The following is a 15,468-nucleotide window of genomic DNA, read 5'->3' as shown; positions in this document are numbered from 1 at the left end:
ATGACTGACTCCTCCCCAAGCCTCTACGCCGCGCGCGAACCGGTCTTCCCGCGCCGCGTCAAGGGCCGCTTCCGCAATCTCAAATGGGTCATCATGGCCCTGACACTGGGCGTCTACTACCTGACCCCGTGGATCCGCTGGGACCGTGGGCCCAACCTGCCCGACCAGGCGGTGCTGGTGGACCTTGCGAACCGACGATTCTATTTCTTCTGGATCGAGATCTGGCCGCACGAATTCTATTTCGTCGCGGGGCTTCTGATCATGGCGGGGCTGGGCCTGTTCCTGTTCACCTCGGCGCTGGGGCGGGTCTGGTGCGGCTATACCTGCCCGCAAACGGTGTGGACCGACCTCTTCATCCTCGTCGAGCGCTGGATCGAGGGCGACCGCAACGCCCGCGTCAAACTGCACCGCAGCCCGTGGTCGCTGCGCAAGGCGCGGTTGCGGGTGACCAAGTGGGTGGTCTGGGCGCTGATCGGCCTCGCCACCGGCGGGGCGTGGGTGTTCTATTTCGCCGACGCGCCGACGCTGGCGGCGCAATTCGCCACCCTCTCGGCCCCGCCGGTCGCGTGGATCACCGTTGCGGTTCTGACCGCCACCACCTTCGTCCTTGGCGGTTTCATGCGCGAACAGGTCTGCATCTACATGTGCCCCTGGCCGCGCATCCAGGGCGCGATGATGGACAACGACACGCTGACCGTCGCCTATCGCGACTGGCGCGGGGAGCCGCGCGGCAAGCTGCACAAGGAGGGCGTCGGCGACTGCGTCGACTGCATGGCCTGCGTGAACGTCTGCCCGATGGGCATCGACATCCGCGACGGCCAGCAGATGGAATGCATCACCTGCGCGCTGTGCATCGACGCCTGCGACGACGTGATGGCCAAGCTCGGCCGCCCGCGCGGCCTGATCGACTACCTCGCCCTGTCGGACGAGGCGCGCGAGCGCGCGGGCGAGCCGCCCAAGCGCCCGTGGCAGCACATCTTCCGGCCACGCACGATCCTCTACACCGCGCTCTGGTCCGCGATCGGGCTTGCCATGCTCTATACCCTGTTCATCCGGCCCGAGATCGAGATGACGGTCGCGCCCGTGCGCAACCCGACCTACGTGGTGATGTCCGACGGCGCGGTGCAGAACGCGTTCGAACTGCGCCTGCGCAACAAGAATGGCGAGCCGCGCATGTTCGGCGTGCATGTCAGCGGCGATCTGGCCCTGCGCCTGCGTATCGAAGGCACGCCCTACTCGGCCATCGAGGTCCCCGCCGACGACACGCTCAAACTGCGCGTCTACGTCACCGCTCCCGGCGGGTCCGCCGTCGCGCGCACCGCGACGACCGACATCCGCTTCTGGGTCGAAGACAACCAGAGCGGCGAACGCGCCTACAAGAACTCGATCTTCAACGGGAGAACCGACGGATGAAACAGGTCACCGGCTTCCACGTCTTTGCCATGTTCGCACTGGGCTTCGGCATCATCATCTCGGTCAACCTCGCACTCGCCTTCAGCGCCGTGCGCACCTTTCCGGGTCTGGAGGTCAAGAACTCCTACGTCGCCAGCCAGACGTTCGACGCCGACCGCGCCGCGCAGCTTGCGCTTGGCTGGGACGTCTCCGCCCGGCTTGACGGAGACCTTCTGATCCTCAGCATCCTGAAGGGCGGTGCCCCGGTCGAGGCGGTGATCGAACAGGCGACCTTCGGGCGCGCCCACACCGTCAATGCCGACCAGGAACCCGCCTTCGCGTTCGACGGCCGGGCCTACACTGCGCCGGTCGAGGCCGATGGCGGCAATTGGAACCTGCGGCTCGTCGCGCGCGCGGCGGACGGCACCCTGTTCCGGCAACGCATCGTGGTGGATACCCCGAAATGACCATCGCCCTTCCCGCCAATGCCGCGCCCGTCCCGGCCCCGCCTGACGCGCAACGCGAGGCCGGGCAGGTCCTGCTGTCCGTCCCCGGCATGCGCTGCGCCGCCTGCATCGCCGCGATCGAGGACCGCCTGAACGCGCTGCCCGGCGTGGCATCGGCCCGCGTGAACCTCAGCCGGAAGCGCGTCACCGTGGACACGTCGCGCCCCGCCGGCGACATCGTCCGCGCGCTGTCCGAGATCGGCCACGACGCCTACCCGCTCGACACCGTGGCCCTTGCGACCGAAACCGACGTGACGGGGCGCGATCTCTTGATGCGCGTGGGCGTCGCCGGGTTCGCCATGATGAACGTCATGCTGCTGTCGGTCGCCGTCTGGTCGGGGGCCGAGGGCGCGACGCGCGACCTGTTCCACCTGATCTCTGCCGCCATCGCCATTCCCTGCGTGATCTATTCCGCGCAACCCTTCTTCGCACATGCATGGACGGCGCTGCGCGTCGGGCGGCTGAACATGGACGTGCCCATCTCGCTCGCCATCCTGCTCGCCGCCGCGATGTCGCTTTACGAGACGCTGAACGGCGGCGCGCATGCCTATTTCGACGCCGCCCTGTCGCTGACCTTCTTCCTGCTGATCGGGCGTTGCCTTGAACACCGCACCCGCGCCGCCGCGCGGTCCTCGGCCCGCGAACTGGGCGCGCTGGAGGTGCACGAGGCGCGCCGCCAGACGGCGGACGGGTTCGAAACCGTCCCGATCCGGGTGCTGAACCGGGGGGATACCATCCTTGTTCCCACCGGCATGCGCGTGCCCGTGGACGGCACCCTCACCAGCGCCGGGGCGCATACCGACCGCGCCTTCCTGACCGGCGAAAGCGCGCCGGTGAGCCACGCCGCGCAAGACCTCGTCCACGCGGGCGAGATCAACCTCGGCGCGCCCTTCACGCTGATCGCCACCGCCGTCGGGCAGGACACGCGCCTGCAGCAGATCGCGCGGATGGTCGAGACGGCGGAAACCGCGCGCAACCGCTACACCTCGCTCGCCGACCGCGCCGCGCGCATCTACGCGCCCGCCGTGCACGTCCTTGCGCTGGCGACATTCACGGGCTGGATGGTGGTCTCGGGCGACGTGCGCCTCGCGCTCAACATCGCGATCGCCGTCCTCATCATCACCTGCCCCTGCGCGCTTGGCCTCGCCGTGCCCGCCGTGTCGACCGCCGCCATCTCGCGGCTCTACCGCCTCGGTTTCCTCGTCAAGTCGGGCACCGCGCTCGAACGCCTGGCCGAGGTGCGGACGGTCCTGCTCGACAAGACCGGCACGCTGACGACGCCCGGCTTTTCCTTCGACGCTGGCCTCCTCGTACCTGACGAGCGCCGCATCGCCAAGGCGCTGGCCCATGCCAGCGCGCATCCCCTCTCCCGCGCGCTTGACCGCCACCTCGGTGCCGAGGCCGCCGCCGACCTCGCGGACGTGACCGAAGCGCGGGGCAACGGCATCTCGGCCATGGCCGACGGCACCCCCGTCGCGCTTGGCCGCGCCGCGTGGCTTGGCGGCGACGGCGATGGGCTCGCCCTGAAGATCGGCGCGCGGATCATCGACCTGCCCTATGAAGAGACCTTGCGCGACGGCGTGGCCGAGATGACAGGCGGCCTGCGCGCCGCCGGGCTCGACCTTGAAATCCTGTCGGGAGACACCCCCGACCGGACCAGACGCCTCGCCCGCCTGACCGGCATCCCGAATTTCGAGGCCAGCCTGTCGCCCGAGGCCAAGACCGACCGCGTCACGCAACTGACCGATGCGGGCGCGCTGCCCTGCATGATCGGCGACGGGCTGAACGACACCATCGCGCTCAGCCGCGCGCATGCCTCCATCGCGCCGGGCACCGCGCTCGACGCCGCGCGCAACGCCGCTGACGTGGTGGTGATCGGCGGTGGCCTTGCGCAGGTGCCGCGCCTCTTCGCCGTGGCGCGCAAGGCGGTGCGGCTGTCGCGCCAGAACTTCGGCATCGCGCTGGCCTATAACGCGGTCGCGATCCCCGTCGCGGTGCTGGGCTATGCCACTCCGCTCCTCGCCGCGCTCGCCATGTCGCTGTCTTCGATCACCGTGCTTCTGAACGCGATCCGCGTGGGACGGGTGCAATGAACGTGCTGGTCTTTCTCATCCCCGTCTCGCTGCTGCTCGGCGGCGCCGGGATCGTGGCCTTCATCTGGACGCTGAAATCCCGCCAGTACGACGACCCCGACGGCGAGGCCGCACGCATCCTGCTCGACGACTGAGCACGGCTGTCCTGAAGGGGAAATGGCGCACCTGAGAGGATTCGAACCTCTGGCCTCTGCCTTCGGAGGGCAGCGCTCTATCCAGCTGAGCTACAGGTGCCTGCGGCCGTGTATAGGCCGGGCGCGCGGCGGCGGCAACGGCAGAAATGCGCGACCGGGATCGCCTAGACCAGCACGATATCCCCGTCGAGCATCGCCGGATCGGTCACCCCTGTCAGGAAGACCGAGGTGCCGTCGTCGAAGTCGAACCGCAGGCCCCGCGCGAAGACGGTGCCGTAGTCGGCGAGGATCGTGGCGATGTCGGTGGACCCGGCAGCGGCGACCAGTTCGGCCTCCAGCCACAGGCTGTCCACGCCCGCTTCGAAATCGCCGATCGTGTCGGCGCCGTCGCCTTCCCGCAGGACGAACACGTCCGCGCCTGCACCGCCGAGGTGGTGATCGTCGCCTCCGCCTCCGAAGTGCCGGTCATCGCCGTCCCCGCCGCGCAGGGTGTCGTCGCCCGCGCCGCCGTCGACCGTGTCGTCGCCCGACTGCCCGCGAACAATGTCCGCACCATCCTGCCCGCGCAGCAGGTCGTTCCCGGCCCGCCCGCGCATGACGTCGCCATCTGCCCCGCCATAGGCGGTATCATCGCCGGTACCACCGAACATGCTGTCCGACCCGTCCGCGCCGGACATCAGGAACCCCTCGGCCGGGGCGGCCAATCCCGGCAACGCGCCCATCAGGTCGTCCCCGAACCCGCCAAGCAGCGTGTCCGACCCGCCCGAGGCGATCAGCGTGTCATCTCCGAAATGCGCGTTCAGCAGGTCATCGCCTGGCCCGCCGTCCAGAAGGTCATTGCCCGCCTCTCCCAACAGCGTGTCGGATCCCGCACCGCCGCTCAGGTCGTCATCGCCTTCGCCGCCGCGCACGACGTCATCGCCCGCCCCGCCATCGACGGTATCGTTGCGGAAGTCGCCGGACAGCAGGTCGTTGCCCGCGCCGCCCTCGATCAGGTCGTGGCCGTACCACCCGGCGATCGTGTCGTCGCCCGATCCGCCCAGCAGCGTCTCGTTCCCGTAACCGCCGTAGACACGGTCGCTGCCCGGACCGCCCTCGATGAAGTTGCGACCGAAGAACCCGGTCAGGATATCGTCTCCCTCCCCGCCGATCACGGTGGCGCCGAAGGTTGCGCGCACGGAATCGTCACCCGCCCCGGCATCGACGAAACTGCCGTCGCCCGCGAGGAAATCCCAGTCTCCCGCTCCGGCAAAGAACTGCGCGCCCGACCCCAACGACACGTTGGCCGGTGCCGCGTCCAGCAGCGCGAGGAATTGCAGGCCGGCGGCGAAGGGATCGGATTGCGCGACGTCGAGGATGGTCTGGTAGGTCACCGCGTCAAGAATGCCGTCGGGATTGGCCACGCGGTAGAGCGTGTCGCCCGAGACCGCGTCGAACACGTAGATTTGCGTGATCGTGCCGCCGGTCATCGCAAGTGGCGACCCCGACAGCGCAAGGTCATCGCCCTGAAGGACGACGCGGATGCCGGCCTCGATGATGGTGACCCGCTGAACAAGGCCGTTGCCGATGGACGGACCGGGGATCAGCGGCCCGCGGGCATAGCCGAATACGGCCTCTTCGAGAAACGGAATAAGGTTGTTGTCGAATACGGTAATCGAATTGGACACGGACACGCCCTCCAGAAAAATGACTTATCCCGGAAGACTACCTCAAGTTGATCGATCCGCCAAAGGTTCAGGCGAACAGGTCGTGCGCCAGTTCCAGCGCCTCGATCAGCGCGTCCACTTCTGCCTTGGTATTGTACATCCCGAACGACGCGCGGCAGGTGGCGGTCACGCCAAGGTGGTCCATCAGCGGCCCGGCACAGTGGTGGCCCGCCCGCACCGCGACGCCTTTCTTGTCGAGGATGGTCGAGATGTCATGCGCATGCGCCGCGCCGTCCAGCGTGAAGGAAAAGATCGCGGCCTTGCCCGGCGCGTTGCCCTGCACGTTCAGCCAGTTCAGCCCGTGCAGCCGACCCCCGGCATACGAGGCCAGATCAGCCTCGTGCACGGCGATGTTCTGCATCCCCACGTCCATCATGTAGTCGAGCGCCACGCCCAGCCCGATCTGCTGCACGATGCCGGGGGTTCCGGCCTCGAATTTCATGGGCGGGTCGTTCCACGTGATTTTGTCACGGTGGACCTCGCGGATCATGTCGCCGCCGCCCATGAAGGGCTGCATCTCGTCCATGCGCGCGCGCTTAATGTAGATCGCGCCGGACCCTGACGGGCCATACAGCTTGTGCCCCGTGATCGCGTAGAAATCGCAATCAATGTCGGTCACGTCGACCGGGCCATGCACCGCCGCCTGTGAACCATCGACCAGCACCGGCACGCCTCTGGCATGCGCCTCCCGGCAGATGGTTTTCACGTCGACCTGCGTGCCCAACACGTTCGACAGGTGAGAGACGGCAACGAGCTTTGTCTTGGGGCCGATGGCGTCGATCACCTTCTGCGGGTCGAGTGATCCGTCGGGTTCGATCTCCACCCATTTCAGCACCACGCCCTGCCGCTCGCGCAGGAAATGCCAGGGCACGATGTTGGCGTGATGCTCCATCACGGTCAGGACGATCTCGTCACCCGCCTGCATCCGCGGCATCGCCCAGCCATAGGCAACGAGGTTGATCGCCTCTGTCGTGCCCGAGGTGAAGACGATCTCGTTCTCGTCCTTGGCACCCAGGAAGCGCGCGATGGTGCCGCGCACGGCCTCGTACCTGTCGGTGGCGAGGTTCGACAGGTAATGCAGCCCGCGATGCACGTTGGCGTATTCCATCGAATAGGCCTGCGTGACGGCGTCGATCACCACCTGCGGCTTCTGCGCCGAGGCGCCGTTGTCGAGGTAGACAAGCGGCTTGCCGTTCACCTCGCGCGCGAGGATCGGAAAATCGGCGCGAATGCGCTCCACGTCATACATTTGCGGGCATCCCCCCTGCCCCGACGCCCATCAGCGCCAGAAGCATCGTCAATCCCAAGGTCAGGCCGACCACCCACGCGAACATCACACCGAGCGCCTTCATCAGGCTGTCGAAACCATGGGCGCAATCCACGAAATTCACCGTCATCCACAGCGTCACGGGCAGGACCGCGATGCTGAGAAGGGCCGCGATCGGCGCCAGTATCAGCCCCAGCACGAACAGCACGGCCTGGAAGACCAGCATCACCACCTGCAGCCACGTGATCAGCACGGCCATATCCTCCAGCCGCCCCGTCCCGCCCAGTGCGCGGCCGGTCCAGTGGAAACCGAAGATGAACACCACCGTGCCCGCGAAATTGATCAGCGCGAAGATGACAGGGCGTCGCATCATCTCGAACATCTGGACCTGGATCGGCGTCCATTCCGGCGGCGGCGTGGTCACGCCGAGGATCGGAAGCGAGGTCAGGATCGCGCCCAGCGCGCAGGTCGCCGCCAGCGCCATCCAGACATGTTCGCGCGACAGGTTCATCGCCATCAACAGCCGCGCCACGCCGCGCGGGTCGGTGACCGACTGTGTGATCCACCAATGCCAGGGTTGTCCCATCATCATCGTGTCACCTGTCGCAAACCGCTGATCCAGAACCAAATGAAGACCGCGAACCAGATCGCGCCCACGATGGACGCCGCCGGTCCCGGCCCGGTGAAGCCCAGCGTCAGGCCATATAGCAGGATCAGGGGCGATGTCGCCAGAAGCGGCCAGAACAGCGTGATGCGCGCGGGGTATCCCGGTTCGGAATAGCCGAACGCGCGCAGCGCCATCGTGACGATCAGCGCGATCACGTAGAACATCAGCGGCGCGATGAACACCCATGCCAAAAGCGACGCGCCCAGCAAGGGCGCAAGCTCCACCTGTTCAAGATGCGCGCGGCGGTTCAGCACCGGCCATTGCGAGATGAAGACCAGCACGCAGGCCGCCATCAGGATCGCAAGCGCGCGGTCCTCGCGCGGGCCCATGTCCAGCAACCGCCGCATCACCGTGCCGGGCCGCCGGTACGTGGCCACGATATCGCGCGTCACCGACATGGCTCAGCGCCGCCGCTTCAGCCAGTTTTCCAGCCGCGCCAGCATGTCGGCGCGCAGGGCCTCTGCCTCGATCTCGTCCACCGCCTCGGCAAGGAAGGCGAGCGTCAGAAGGTCCGTCGCCTCGTCCCGCGACACGCCGCGCGAGCGCAGGTAGAACAAGGCCGTCTCGTCGATCGCGCCCGAGGTCGACCCGTGCGAACAGGCGACGTCATCGGCATAGATTTCAAGCTCGGGCTTGGCGAGGAACTGGCTGTCATCGTCCAAGAGCAGCGACTGGCTGATCTGGTAGCCGTCGGTCTTCTGCGCGCCTTCCTTCACAAGGATCTTGCCCTGGAACACGCCCACCGCGCCGTTGCGCAGCACCTTCTTGAACACCTGCCGGCTTTCGCAATCCACCGCGTCGTGGGTGACGAACACCGTGTCGTCGTGATGGAAATCGCCGTCGCCGACGCAGGCTCCCGCGACATGGGCCACCGCGTTGTCGCCCGTCAGATCGACCACGCATTCGTTGCGCGTCAGACGCCCGTTCACCGTCAGGGTGAAGGACTTGAACACCGATTCCGTGCCCAGCCGGGCAAAGATGTGGGTGACCGCCCGCCGCTCGTGATCGCGGCCCTGCGCGCGCACGTGGTGGAACGCCGCGCCGTCGGCCACGTCCACCTCCATCACCATGTTGAGCCGTGCCGCCGCCGGGCCGTTTTCCAGCAGCGTGACCTCGGCCCCCGCATCGAGCTTGACCACGTGGTGCAGCATCGCGTCCGAGGTTTCGCTCGCATGCTCGTAGACAAGGTTGATCGGCCGTTCGGTCTTGCCCGTGACGTGGATCAGAACCCCGTCGCTGGCAAAGGCGGTGTTCAGCGCCGCCAGCGCGCGCGGCACGTAGTGACCCGCCGCCTCGAGCGAACCGTAGGTCTCCGCCGCCCAGTGGATATCGGCGGGCTCGGCCAGCCGGTCGATCCGCACGCCCGCCATCTCCAGGTCGTCCGAGCGTTCGGCGTCGAACACGCCGTCGACGAACACGATGGTCAGCCGGTCGATCCCGTCGAACAGCCGTCCTTCATCGTTGTGGAACAGCGCGGCCGCGGGCGCCTGGTAGTCGACCAGCGTGTCGGGCCGGGTGTATTTCCAGTATTCGTCCCGCCGTGCCGGCAGGCGCATCTCCTGCACCCGCTTGACCGCCGCATCCCGCGCCGGCCCGGTCCACGCCGCCGCGTCGGGCCGCGCGATGTTCAGCAACCGCACCTCGGTGGGGTCATGTTTCAGTTGCGGTTTGGCCATCATGCCACCTCGGCAAGGATATCGGCATAGCCGTTGTTCTCGACCTCCAGAGCAAGCTCCGGCCCACCCGATTTCACGATCCGGCCGTCGGCCATGATGTGCACGACGTCAGGTTTGATATGGTCGAGCAGCCGCTGGTAGTGCGTGATGACAAGAAAGCCCCGCCCCTCGGCACGCAGCGCGTTCACACCGTCGGCCACCAGCTTCATCGCGTCCACGTCGAGGCCGGAGTCGGTCTCGTCGAGAATGCACATCTTCGGTTCCAGCATCGCCATCTGCAGGATCTCGTTGCGCTTCTTCTCGCCGCCCGAAAAGCCCACGTTGACGGGACGCTTCAGCATCTCGGCATCGATGTTCAGCGTCCTGGCGCGCGCGCGCACGACCTTCAGGAACTCGGTCGCCGACATCTCTTCCTCGCCGCGAGCCTTGCGCTGTGCGTTCACCGCCGTGCGCAGGAAGGTCATGTTGCCCACGCCGGGGATCTCGACCGGGTACTGGAACGCAAGGAACAGGCCTGCCGCCGCGCGCTCTTCCGGCTCCATGTCGAGGATGTCCTCGCCCTCCAGCGTCGCCGTGCCGTCCGTCACCTCGTATCCGTCCTTGCCGGACAGCACGTAGGACAGGGTGGACTTGCCTGACCCGTTCGGCCCCATGATCGCGTGCACCTTGCCCGCCTCGACCGTCAGGTCGACACCTTTCAGGATCGCCTTGTCCTCTTCTTCAAGAGAAGCGTGCAGGTTCTTGATTTCAAGCATGATTTGTCCTTCTGGAAACAGCAGAACAGGCAGCGCCGCTGGTGCGGGCCGCCTGGAAACAGGATGTGGGGGATGTCAGTCCAGCAGGTCTGCGGGCAGATACGCCAGAACCGGGTCGAGATAGGCCACGCGCAGCTCCGCCGGATCGGAATTCATCACCGTCTGCGGATCGGGCAGCAGGTCGTGCATCACGCCGATCGTCAGGCCAAGGCCCAGCATGAGCGAAAACACGTGCTTGGTCGAGGTCAGCGACACCGCGAAGGCCACGCACAGCGACAGAACGCCCGCAACGGCGGCGTCGGCGATCCACGGCTCCAGCCCCTCGGGCAGGAAGGCCAGCATTTCGGGTGCGAATTTCGCCAGAACCGGCCCGGCAAAGGCCCCCGCCACGCCAAGGCCAAGCGACCACAGGAACGACACGGTCTTCGGACCACGCTGACTGTCGGGGACGTAGCGACGTGCGGACCGGTTTTCGATCGTCTGGATTCGCTGCCCAAAGCTCGCTTGTGCCATTCCTCCCATCGTGCCTCACCTCTCCGCTGTGTGTTGGACCGATGCAATTTGATTCAACTATGTGGCAGCGGTGTGGCACGCTCTGGGTCAAAACGGGACGTCCCGTTTCGTGACGTAAGGGCACGAAATATGGCGAAAATATGCGGTTCATCCCAGAACCACCGCCGTGCCGGAGGCCGAGACCATCAGCATGTTGTTAACCACTTCGTAGTCGAGGTCGACGCCCACGACGGCCGTGGCCCCCTTGGCCCGCGCCCGCTCTTCCAGCTCGCGCAGCGCCGTCTCCCGCGCCTCGCCGAGGCTCTCCTCGTACGCGCCAGACCGCCCGCCGATGATGTCGGTGATCCCGGCAAACACATCGCGGAAGATGTTCGCGCCCAGGATCGCCTCGCCCACGACGATGCCCTTGTATTCGGCGATCTGGTAGCCCTCGACCGAGGGGGTGGTGGTGACGATCATCGACTGACCTCCTGCGCGCGCACCTGTTCCGCAAGGCTCCGCAATGTCCGTTTCGCCGCGGCGACCGATTGCCGACGCCACCGGAAATAAACCCACATCACGCCCGCCGCGAGGACACCGCCCAGCACAAGGCCCAGCCCGACCGCGTCAAGCGACACGTTCACGCCCGCATCGGTTCGCCAGAACGCGAAATCCCCGAACGCCCAGATCAACGCCACACTTGCCAGTCCCCATGCGAAGGGCCAGATCAGCGCCGCCTCCGCCGCCGGGTCCTTGGTGGCGCGAGAGGCCAGCGTGTCGATATCCTTGGCTGTCAGGGTCATCGCGTTTTCCGGGTCCTTAACCCACCGACCCTTCAAGCGAGATCGCAACCAACTGCTGCGCTTCCATCGCGAACTCCATCGGCAGCGCCTGCAGCACGTCCTTGCAAAACCCGTTGACGACCAGCGCCACGGCCTCTTCCTCGTCCATGCCGCGCTGGCGGCAATAGAATAGCTGATCGTCGTCCACCTTCGACGTCGTCGCCTCGTGCTCCACGCGGCTCGAGTTATTCTTCACCTCGATATACGGCACCGTATGTGCCCCGCACTTGTCACCGATCAAGAGCGAGTCACACTGGGTATAGTTCCGCCCGTTCTTCGCCTTCGGATGCATCGACACAAGGCCCCGATAGGTGTTCTGCGCCTTGCCCGCGCTGATCCCCTTGGACACGATCCGCGATTTCGTGTTCTTGCCCAAATGGATCATCTTGGTCCCGGTATCGGCCTGCTGGTAATTGTTCGCGATGGCGATGGAGTAAAACTCGCCTTGGCTGTCATCGCCGCGCAAAATGCAGGACGGATACTTCCACGTCACCGCCGATCCCGTCTCCACCTGCGTCCACATCACCTTGGCCCGGTCGCCCCGGCAATCGGCGCGCTTGGTCACGAAGTTATAGATGCCGCCCTTGCCGTTCTCGTCGCCGGGGTACCAGTTCTGCACGGTCGAGTACTTAACCTCGGCATCTTCCTCGACGATGATCTCGACCACCGCGGCGTGCAGCTGCGAGGTATCGCGCTTCGGCGCGGTGCAGCCTTCGAGGTAGGAAACGTAAGACCCCTTGTCGGCAATGATCAGCGTCCGCTCGAACTGCCCGGTATTCTCGGCATTGATCCGGAAGTATGTCGACAATTCCATCGGGCAGCGCACGCCCGGCGGCACGTAAACGAAGGAGCCGTCCGAGAACACGGCCGAATTCAGCGTCGCATAATAGTTGTCCGACACCGGCACGACCGACCCAAGGTACTTCTTCACCAGATCGGGATGTTCCCTGATCGCCTCGGAAATCGAGCAGAAGATCACGCCCGCCTTCTTCAACTCCGCCTGGAACGTGGTGCCCACGGACACGGAGTCAAACACCGCATCCACCGCGACCTTGCGGCCTTCGGCGGGCGCATCCTCGGCCCCCTCGACACCGGCAAGGATCATCTGCTCCTTCAGCGGAATGCCCAGCTTTTCATAGGTGGCGAGCAGTTTGGGATCGACCTCGTCCAGCGACTTGGGCTTCACCTCCATCGATTTCGGACGGGCATAGTAATACTGGTCCTGGAAATCGATCTCGGGGTAGTCGACCATCGCCCATTTGGGCTCTTCCTTCTCCAGCCAGCGGGCATAGGCCTCCAGCCGCCACTCGGTCATCCACTCCGGCTCTTCGTTCTTCCCGGAAATCAGGCGCACGATATCAGGGTTCAGGCCCTTCGGCGCGAACTCCATCTCGATGTCGGTCTCCCAGCCGTACTTGTAGGCACCGCCCACTTCGCGGACCAGTTCGACGGTCTCTTCCTCGACCCCGTCCTTGACCTTCACATCATCCAAAGCAGCCATCCTGATCCTCTCTCACGCGACCTTCGCGCGGAACCTGTCGTGGGCCCTGAGCCACGCCTCGGCGAATCTCATGACCTCGTCTTCCGTTGTGTCCGGCCCCAGCGACACGCGCACCGCGCTCGCCGCCGTCACCTCGTCATATCCCATCGCGCGCAACACGCGGCTTGCCTTCACCTTGCCCGACGAACAGGCCGACCCGGCGCTGATCGCGAAACCCGCAAGGTCCATCGCCATCACCTGCGTCTCCCCCTTCCAGCCGGGGGTCGCAAAGCAGGACGTGTTGGGCAGCCGTGGCGCATCTTTCCCGACAAAAATAGTCTGATCTGCGCTGGCCGCAATGGCGTTTTCTAGAATGTTTCTAAGTTTTTCGACACGCGCCCAGACACCTGCCTCCAGATCGCGCTCCGCCGCCGCACAGGCCGCCCCGAACCCCGCGATCCCGATCACGTTCTCGGTGCCCGACCGGCGCCCCTGCTCCTGCCCGCCACCGGTGATCTGCGCCTGCACATCAACACCCAGCTTCAGACACAGGGCTCCCACACCCTTCGGCCCGCCCAGCTTATGCGCCGACAGCATCAGGTAATCCGCCCCCAGCACGTCGACCGAGGTCCGGACCTTCCCCGCCAGCTGAACCGCGTCGACCAGCACCATCGCACCCGACGCCCAGGCCACCTGCGCCCAGCGGAAATTGTCCTGCAACACGCCGGTCTCGGAATTGGCCCCCTGCATCGCCAAAAGCGACCCCGGCACCGCCTTGAAGGGCGCAACCTCCCCGTTCGGCAACACAGGCAGGTCAGACGTCATATGCGCACTGACAGCATCATGCTCGAACCCCGCCGCCGCCACCTCGTGCCCGGCACAGGCCAGCGCCGCCGCCTCCGTCGCGCCCGAGGTAAAGACCACCTCGTTGCGGTCGATCCCCACCAGGCTCGCGACCTGCCCCCGCGCCCTCTCAACCAGCGCCTTGGCCGCGCGCCCCTCGGCATGCACGCTCGACGGATTGCCCACGACATCCATCGCCGCGATCATCGCGTCGCGCGCCTCACGCCGCAAAGGCGCCGTGGCATTCCAGTCGAGGTAGGTCCGCTCCACGTCTTCTTCTCTTTCCAAATATGGCGGGGGCGCGGGGGCTGGCCCCCGCTCCCGCCCTCTCCTACTCGTCCACCATCTCGAACAGCGACGGCACGGCGGGGCACGGCGCAAGCTCGTTCTCGATCACGTCCGACAGGCGGGTCTGGTGCAAGAACACGTAGACATGCGCGCTGAACCCCTCCCACAACCGGTTGGTCAGCGATTGCGCCCGGCTGCCCGACTGGCCGCCGCTCGCGCCCGCGCCCTTGTGCAGCGCGTTGACCGTCTCGTCCACCGCCGACAGCACGTCCACCACCCGGATCTCGGACGCTGGCCGCGCCAGCCTGTACCCCCCGCCCGGACCGCGCACCGATTCCACCAGCCCCGCACGCCGCAACTTGACGAACAGCTGTTCGAGATAGGGAAGCGACATGTCCTGCCGCCGCGCGATGTCGCCCAGCGGCACCAGCGCGCCGTCCGGCTGCAACGAGATATCGGCCAGCGCCAGCATCGCGTACCGCCCCTTGGTCGACAGTTTCACCGTGCGTCCCCCCAAGGCTCGCGGCAAACGATTGACGGACCCAGCCGCAACGCTTATGTCCGCTTCACTCAAGCGCCCTGTCAGGGGCAAGTTTAGAACCATTCTAAGATGTGCGCCGGGGCAGCGTCAACCGCCTCGCCCGGACCCGCGCACACCAAAGGGAACCGCCCATGCCCGAGGTCATCTTCCCCGGCCCCGAAGGCCGGCTCGAAGGCCGCTATCACCCGCAGAAGGACCGCGACGCGCCGATCGCCATCGTGCTGCATCCGCATCCGCAATTCGGCGGGACGATGAACAACAAGGTCGTCTACAACCTGCACTACGCCTTCTACAACATGGGCTTCACCGTGTTGCGCTTCAATTTCCGCGGCGTGGGCCGCAGCCAGGGCGAATACGACCAGGGCGTGGGCGAACTCAGCGACGCGGCCTCGGCGCTCGACTACCTGCAGTCGATGAACAACAATTCCAAGCACTGCTGGGTCGCGGGCTTCTCGTTCGGGGCGTGGATCGGCATGCAACTGCTGATGCGCCGGCCCGAGATCACGGGCTTCATCTCGGTCTCTCCGCCCGCCAACATGTACGACTTCTCCTTCCTCGCGCCCTGCCCCTCCTCGGGCCTCATCATCAACGGCTCGGCCGACCGGGTGGCACCGCCCGCCGATACCGTCTCGCTGGTGAACAAGCTGCACGAACAGAAGGGCATCACCATCACCCATACCGAGCTCGAAGGCGCCGACCACTTCTTCAAGGAGCCGCACATGGACGACATGATCGGCAACGTGACGGATTACGTGAAACGCCGCCTGACGGAGACGTCGCGGTGAA

At 66.1% G+C, this 15,468-nt stretch carries 17 protein-coding genes and 1 tRNA gene; 5 read left to right on the top strand and 13 right to left on the bottom strand.

The features are described 5' to 3' along the window. Genes ccoG through ccoS form a run of 4 tightly spaced genes read left to right on the top strand, consistent with a single transcriptional unit; the run spans position 1 to position 4,125 of the window. Positions 1-1,413 (top strand): cytochrome c oxidase accessory protein CcoG, encoded by a 1,413-nt coding sequence (gene ccoG, locus ATO11_RS00925; protein ID WP_050528956.1) that lies wholly within the window; start codon positions 1-3, stop codon positions 1,411-1,413. After that, positions 1,410-1,859: a FixH family protein gene (locus ATO11_RS00920; protein WP_050528955.1), complete on the top strand. Its 450-nt coding sequence runs from the start codon at positions 1,410-1,412 to the stop codon at positions 1,857-1,859. The genes ccoG and ATO11_RS00920 overlap by 4 nt, the downstream gene beginning before the upstream one ends. Continuing rightward, on the top strand, positions 1,856-3,991 hold the full coding sequence (locus tag ATO11_RS00915) for a heavy metal translocating P-type ATPase (protein ID WP_050528954.1): 2,136 nt from the start codon (positions 1,856-1,858) through the stop codon (positions 3,989-3,991). The genes ATO11_RS00920 and ATO11_RS00915 overlap by 4 nt, the downstream gene beginning before the upstream one ends. Then, positions 3,988-4,125 (top strand): cbb3-type cytochrome oxidase assembly protein CcoS, encoded by a 138-nt coding sequence (ccoS, locus tag ATO11_RS00910; protein WP_050528953.1) that lies wholly within the window; start codon positions 3,988-3,990, stop codon positions 4,123-4,125. The genes ATO11_RS00915 and ccoS overlap by 4 nt, the downstream gene beginning before the upstream one ends. A 23-nt stretch (positions 4,126-4,148) precedes the next feature. On the opposite strand, the gene ATO11_RS00905 is transcribed toward ccoS, so the two are convergent. The 13 genes from ATO11_RS00905 to iscR form a co-directional block, all read right to left on the bottom strand. Then, positions 4,149-4,225: transfer RNA gene (locus ATO11_RS00905), tRNA-Arg, on the bottom strand. A 64-nt stretch (positions 4,226-4,289) separates the two neighbouring features. After that, positions 4,290-5,792, bottom strand: a complete 1,503-nt coding sequence (locus tag ATO11_RS22455; RefSeq protein WP_134643047.1) for a calcium-binding protein — start codon at positions 5,790-5,792, stop codon at positions 4,290-4,292. Positions 5,793-5,859: 67 nt separating this feature from the next. Beyond that, the gene (locus tag ATO11_RS00895; RefSeq protein ID WP_050528951.1) at positions 5,860-7,080 is read right to left on the bottom strand and encodes a cysteine desulfurase; all 1,221 of its coding nucleotides are present in this window, start codon (positions 7,078-7,080) and stop codon (positions 5,860-5,862) included. Next, positions 7,073-7,684, bottom strand: a complete 612-nt coding sequence (locus ATO11_RS00890; RefSeq protein WP_165586907.1) for a Yip1 family protein — start codon at positions 7,682-7,684, stop codon at positions 7,073-7,075. Before ATO11_RS00890 ends, ATO11_RS00895 begins: the two co-directional genes overlap by 8 nt. Positions 7,685-7,686: 2 nt before the next feature. Beyond that, on the bottom strand, positions 7,687-8,163 hold the full coding sequence (locus tag ATO11_RS00885) for a hypothetical protein (RefSeq protein ID WP_050528949.1): 477 nt from the start codon (positions 8,161-8,163) through the stop codon (positions 7,687-7,689). 3 nt (positions 8,164-8,166) lie between these two features. Beyond that, entirely contained in the window at positions 8,167-9,441 is a 1,275-nt protein-coding gene (gene sufD, locus ATO11_RS00880; protein ID WP_050529390.1) for a Fe-S cluster assembly protein SufD, read from the bottom strand. Then, positions 9,441-10,196 (bottom strand): Fe-S cluster assembly ATPase SufC, encoded by a 756-nt coding sequence (sufC, locus tag ATO11_RS00875; RefSeq protein WP_050528948.1) that lies wholly within the window; start codon positions 10,194-10,196, stop codon positions 9,441-9,443. Before sufC ends, sufD begins: the two co-directional genes overlap by 1 nt. Positions 10,197-10,271: 75 nt before the next feature. Next, entirely contained in the window at positions 10,272-10,709 is a 438-nt protein-coding gene (locus tag ATO11_RS00870) for a hypothetical protein (protein ID WP_050528947.1), read from the bottom strand. 147 nt (positions 10,710-10,856) lie between these two features. Beyond that, on the bottom strand, positions 10,857-11,168 hold the full coding sequence (locus tag ATO11_RS00865; RefSeq protein ID WP_050528946.1) for a heavy metal-binding domain-containing protein: 312 nt from the start codon (positions 11,166-11,168) through the stop codon (positions 10,857-10,859). Next, positions 11,165-11,491 carry a hypothetical protein gene (locus ATO11_RS00860; RefSeq protein WP_050528945.1) on the bottom strand — a complete coding sequence of 109 codons (327 nt, stop codon included), beginning with the start codon at positions 11,489-11,491 and terminating at the stop codon, positions 11,165-11,167. Before ATO11_RS00860 ends, ATO11_RS00865 begins: the two co-directional genes overlap by 4 nt. A 16-nt stretch (positions 11,492-11,507) precedes the next feature. Then, complete coding sequence (gene sufB / locus ATO11_RS00855; RefSeq protein WP_050528944.1) at positions 11,508-13,031, bottom strand: Fe-S cluster assembly protein SufB; 1,524 nt, start codon at positions 13,029-13,031, stop codon at positions 11,508-11,510. Positions 13,032-13,043: 12 nt separating this feature from the next. Continuing rightward, entirely contained in the window at positions 13,044-14,123 is a 1,080-nt protein-coding gene (locus ATO11_RS00850; RefSeq protein WP_050528943.1) for a cysteine desulfurase family protein, read from the bottom strand. Between the two features lie 61 nt (positions 14,124-14,184). Beyond that, positions 14,185-14,643: a Fe-S cluster assembly transcriptional regulator IscR gene (iscR, locus tag ATO11_RS00845; RefSeq protein ID WP_050528942.1), complete on the bottom strand. Its 459-nt coding sequence runs from the start codon at positions 14,641-14,643 to the stop codon at positions 14,185-14,187. A gap of 170 nt (positions 14,644-14,813) precedes the next feature. On the opposite strand from iscR, the gene ATO11_RS00840 reads away from it, so the two are divergent. Then, a complete protein-coding gene (locus tag ATO11_RS00840; RefSeq protein WP_050528941.1) occupies positions 14,814-15,467 on the top strand; it encodes an alpha/beta hydrolase in 654 nt (217 codons plus the stop codon). The last annotated feature ends 1 nt before the right edge of the window (position 15,468 follow it).

It is taken from the genome of Pseudaestuariivita atlantica, from assembly GCF_001205715.1.
GTDB classification, from domain to species: Bacteria; Pseudomonadota; Alphaproteobacteria; order Rhodobacterales; family Rhodobacteraceae; genus Pseudaestuariivita; species Pseudaestuariivita atlantica.
This window is presented reverse-complemented; position numbering and strand designations above follow the sequence as displayed.

Excerpts from the sequence above, each read along its gene's own strand:
- ATO11_RS00920 (WP_050528955.1), top strand. The coding sequence starts at position 1,410 with ATGAAACAGGTCACCGGCTTCCACGTCTTTGCCATGTTCGCACTGGGC.
- ATO11_RS00890 (WP_165586907.1), bottom strand. The coding sequence starts at position 7,684 with ATGGGACAACCCTGGCATTGGTGGATCACACAGTCGGTCACCGACCCG.
- ATO11_RS00870 (WP_050528947.1), bottom strand. The coding sequence starts at position 10,709 with ATGGCACAAGCGAGCTTTGGGCAGCGAATCCAGACGATCGAAAACCGG.
- ATO11_RS00860 (WP_050528945.1), bottom strand. The coding sequence starts at position 11,491 with ATGACCCTGACAGCCAAGGATATCGACACGCTGGCCTCTCGCGCCACC.
- ATO11_RS00885 (WP_050528949.1), bottom strand. The coding sequence starts at position 8,163 with ATGTCGGTGACGCGCGATATCGTGGCCACGTACCGGCGGCCCGGCACG.
- ccoS (WP_050528953.1), top strand. The coding sequence starts at position 3,988 with ATGAACGTGCTGGTCTTTCTCATCCCCGTCTCGCTGCTGCTCGGCGGC.
- ccoG (WP_050528956.1), top strand. The coding sequence starts at position 1 with ATGACTGACTCCTCCCCAAGCCTCTACGCCGCGCGCGAACCGGTCTTC.
- ATO11_RS00915 (WP_050528954.1), top strand. The coding sequence starts at position 1,856 with ATGACCATCGCCCTTCCCGCCAATGCCGCGCCCGTCCCGGCCCCGCCT.
- sufD (WP_050529390.1), bottom strand. The coding sequence starts at position 9,441 with ATGGCCAAACCGCAACTGAAACATGACCCCACCGAGGTGCGGTTGCTG.
- ATO11_RS00895 (WP_050528951.1), bottom strand. The coding sequence starts at position 7,080 with ATGTATGACGTGGAGCGCATTCGCGCCGATTTTCCGATCCTCGCGCGC.
- sufB (WP_050528944.1), bottom strand. The coding sequence starts at position 13,031 with ATGGCTGCTTTGGATGATGTGAAGGTCAAGGACGGGGTCGAGGAAGAG.
- ATO11_RS00840 (WP_050528941.1), top strand. The coding sequence starts at position 14,814 with ATGCCCGAGGTCATCTTCCCCGGCCCCGAAGGCCGGCTCGAAGGCCGC.
- ATO11_RS00865 (WP_050528946.1), bottom strand. The coding sequence starts at position 11,168 with ATGATCGTCACCACCACCCCCTCGGTCGAGGGCTACCAGATCGCCGAA.
- sufC (WP_050528948.1), bottom strand. The coding sequence starts at position 10,196 with ATGCTTGAAATCAAGAACCTGCACGCTTCTCTTGAAGAAGAGGACAAG.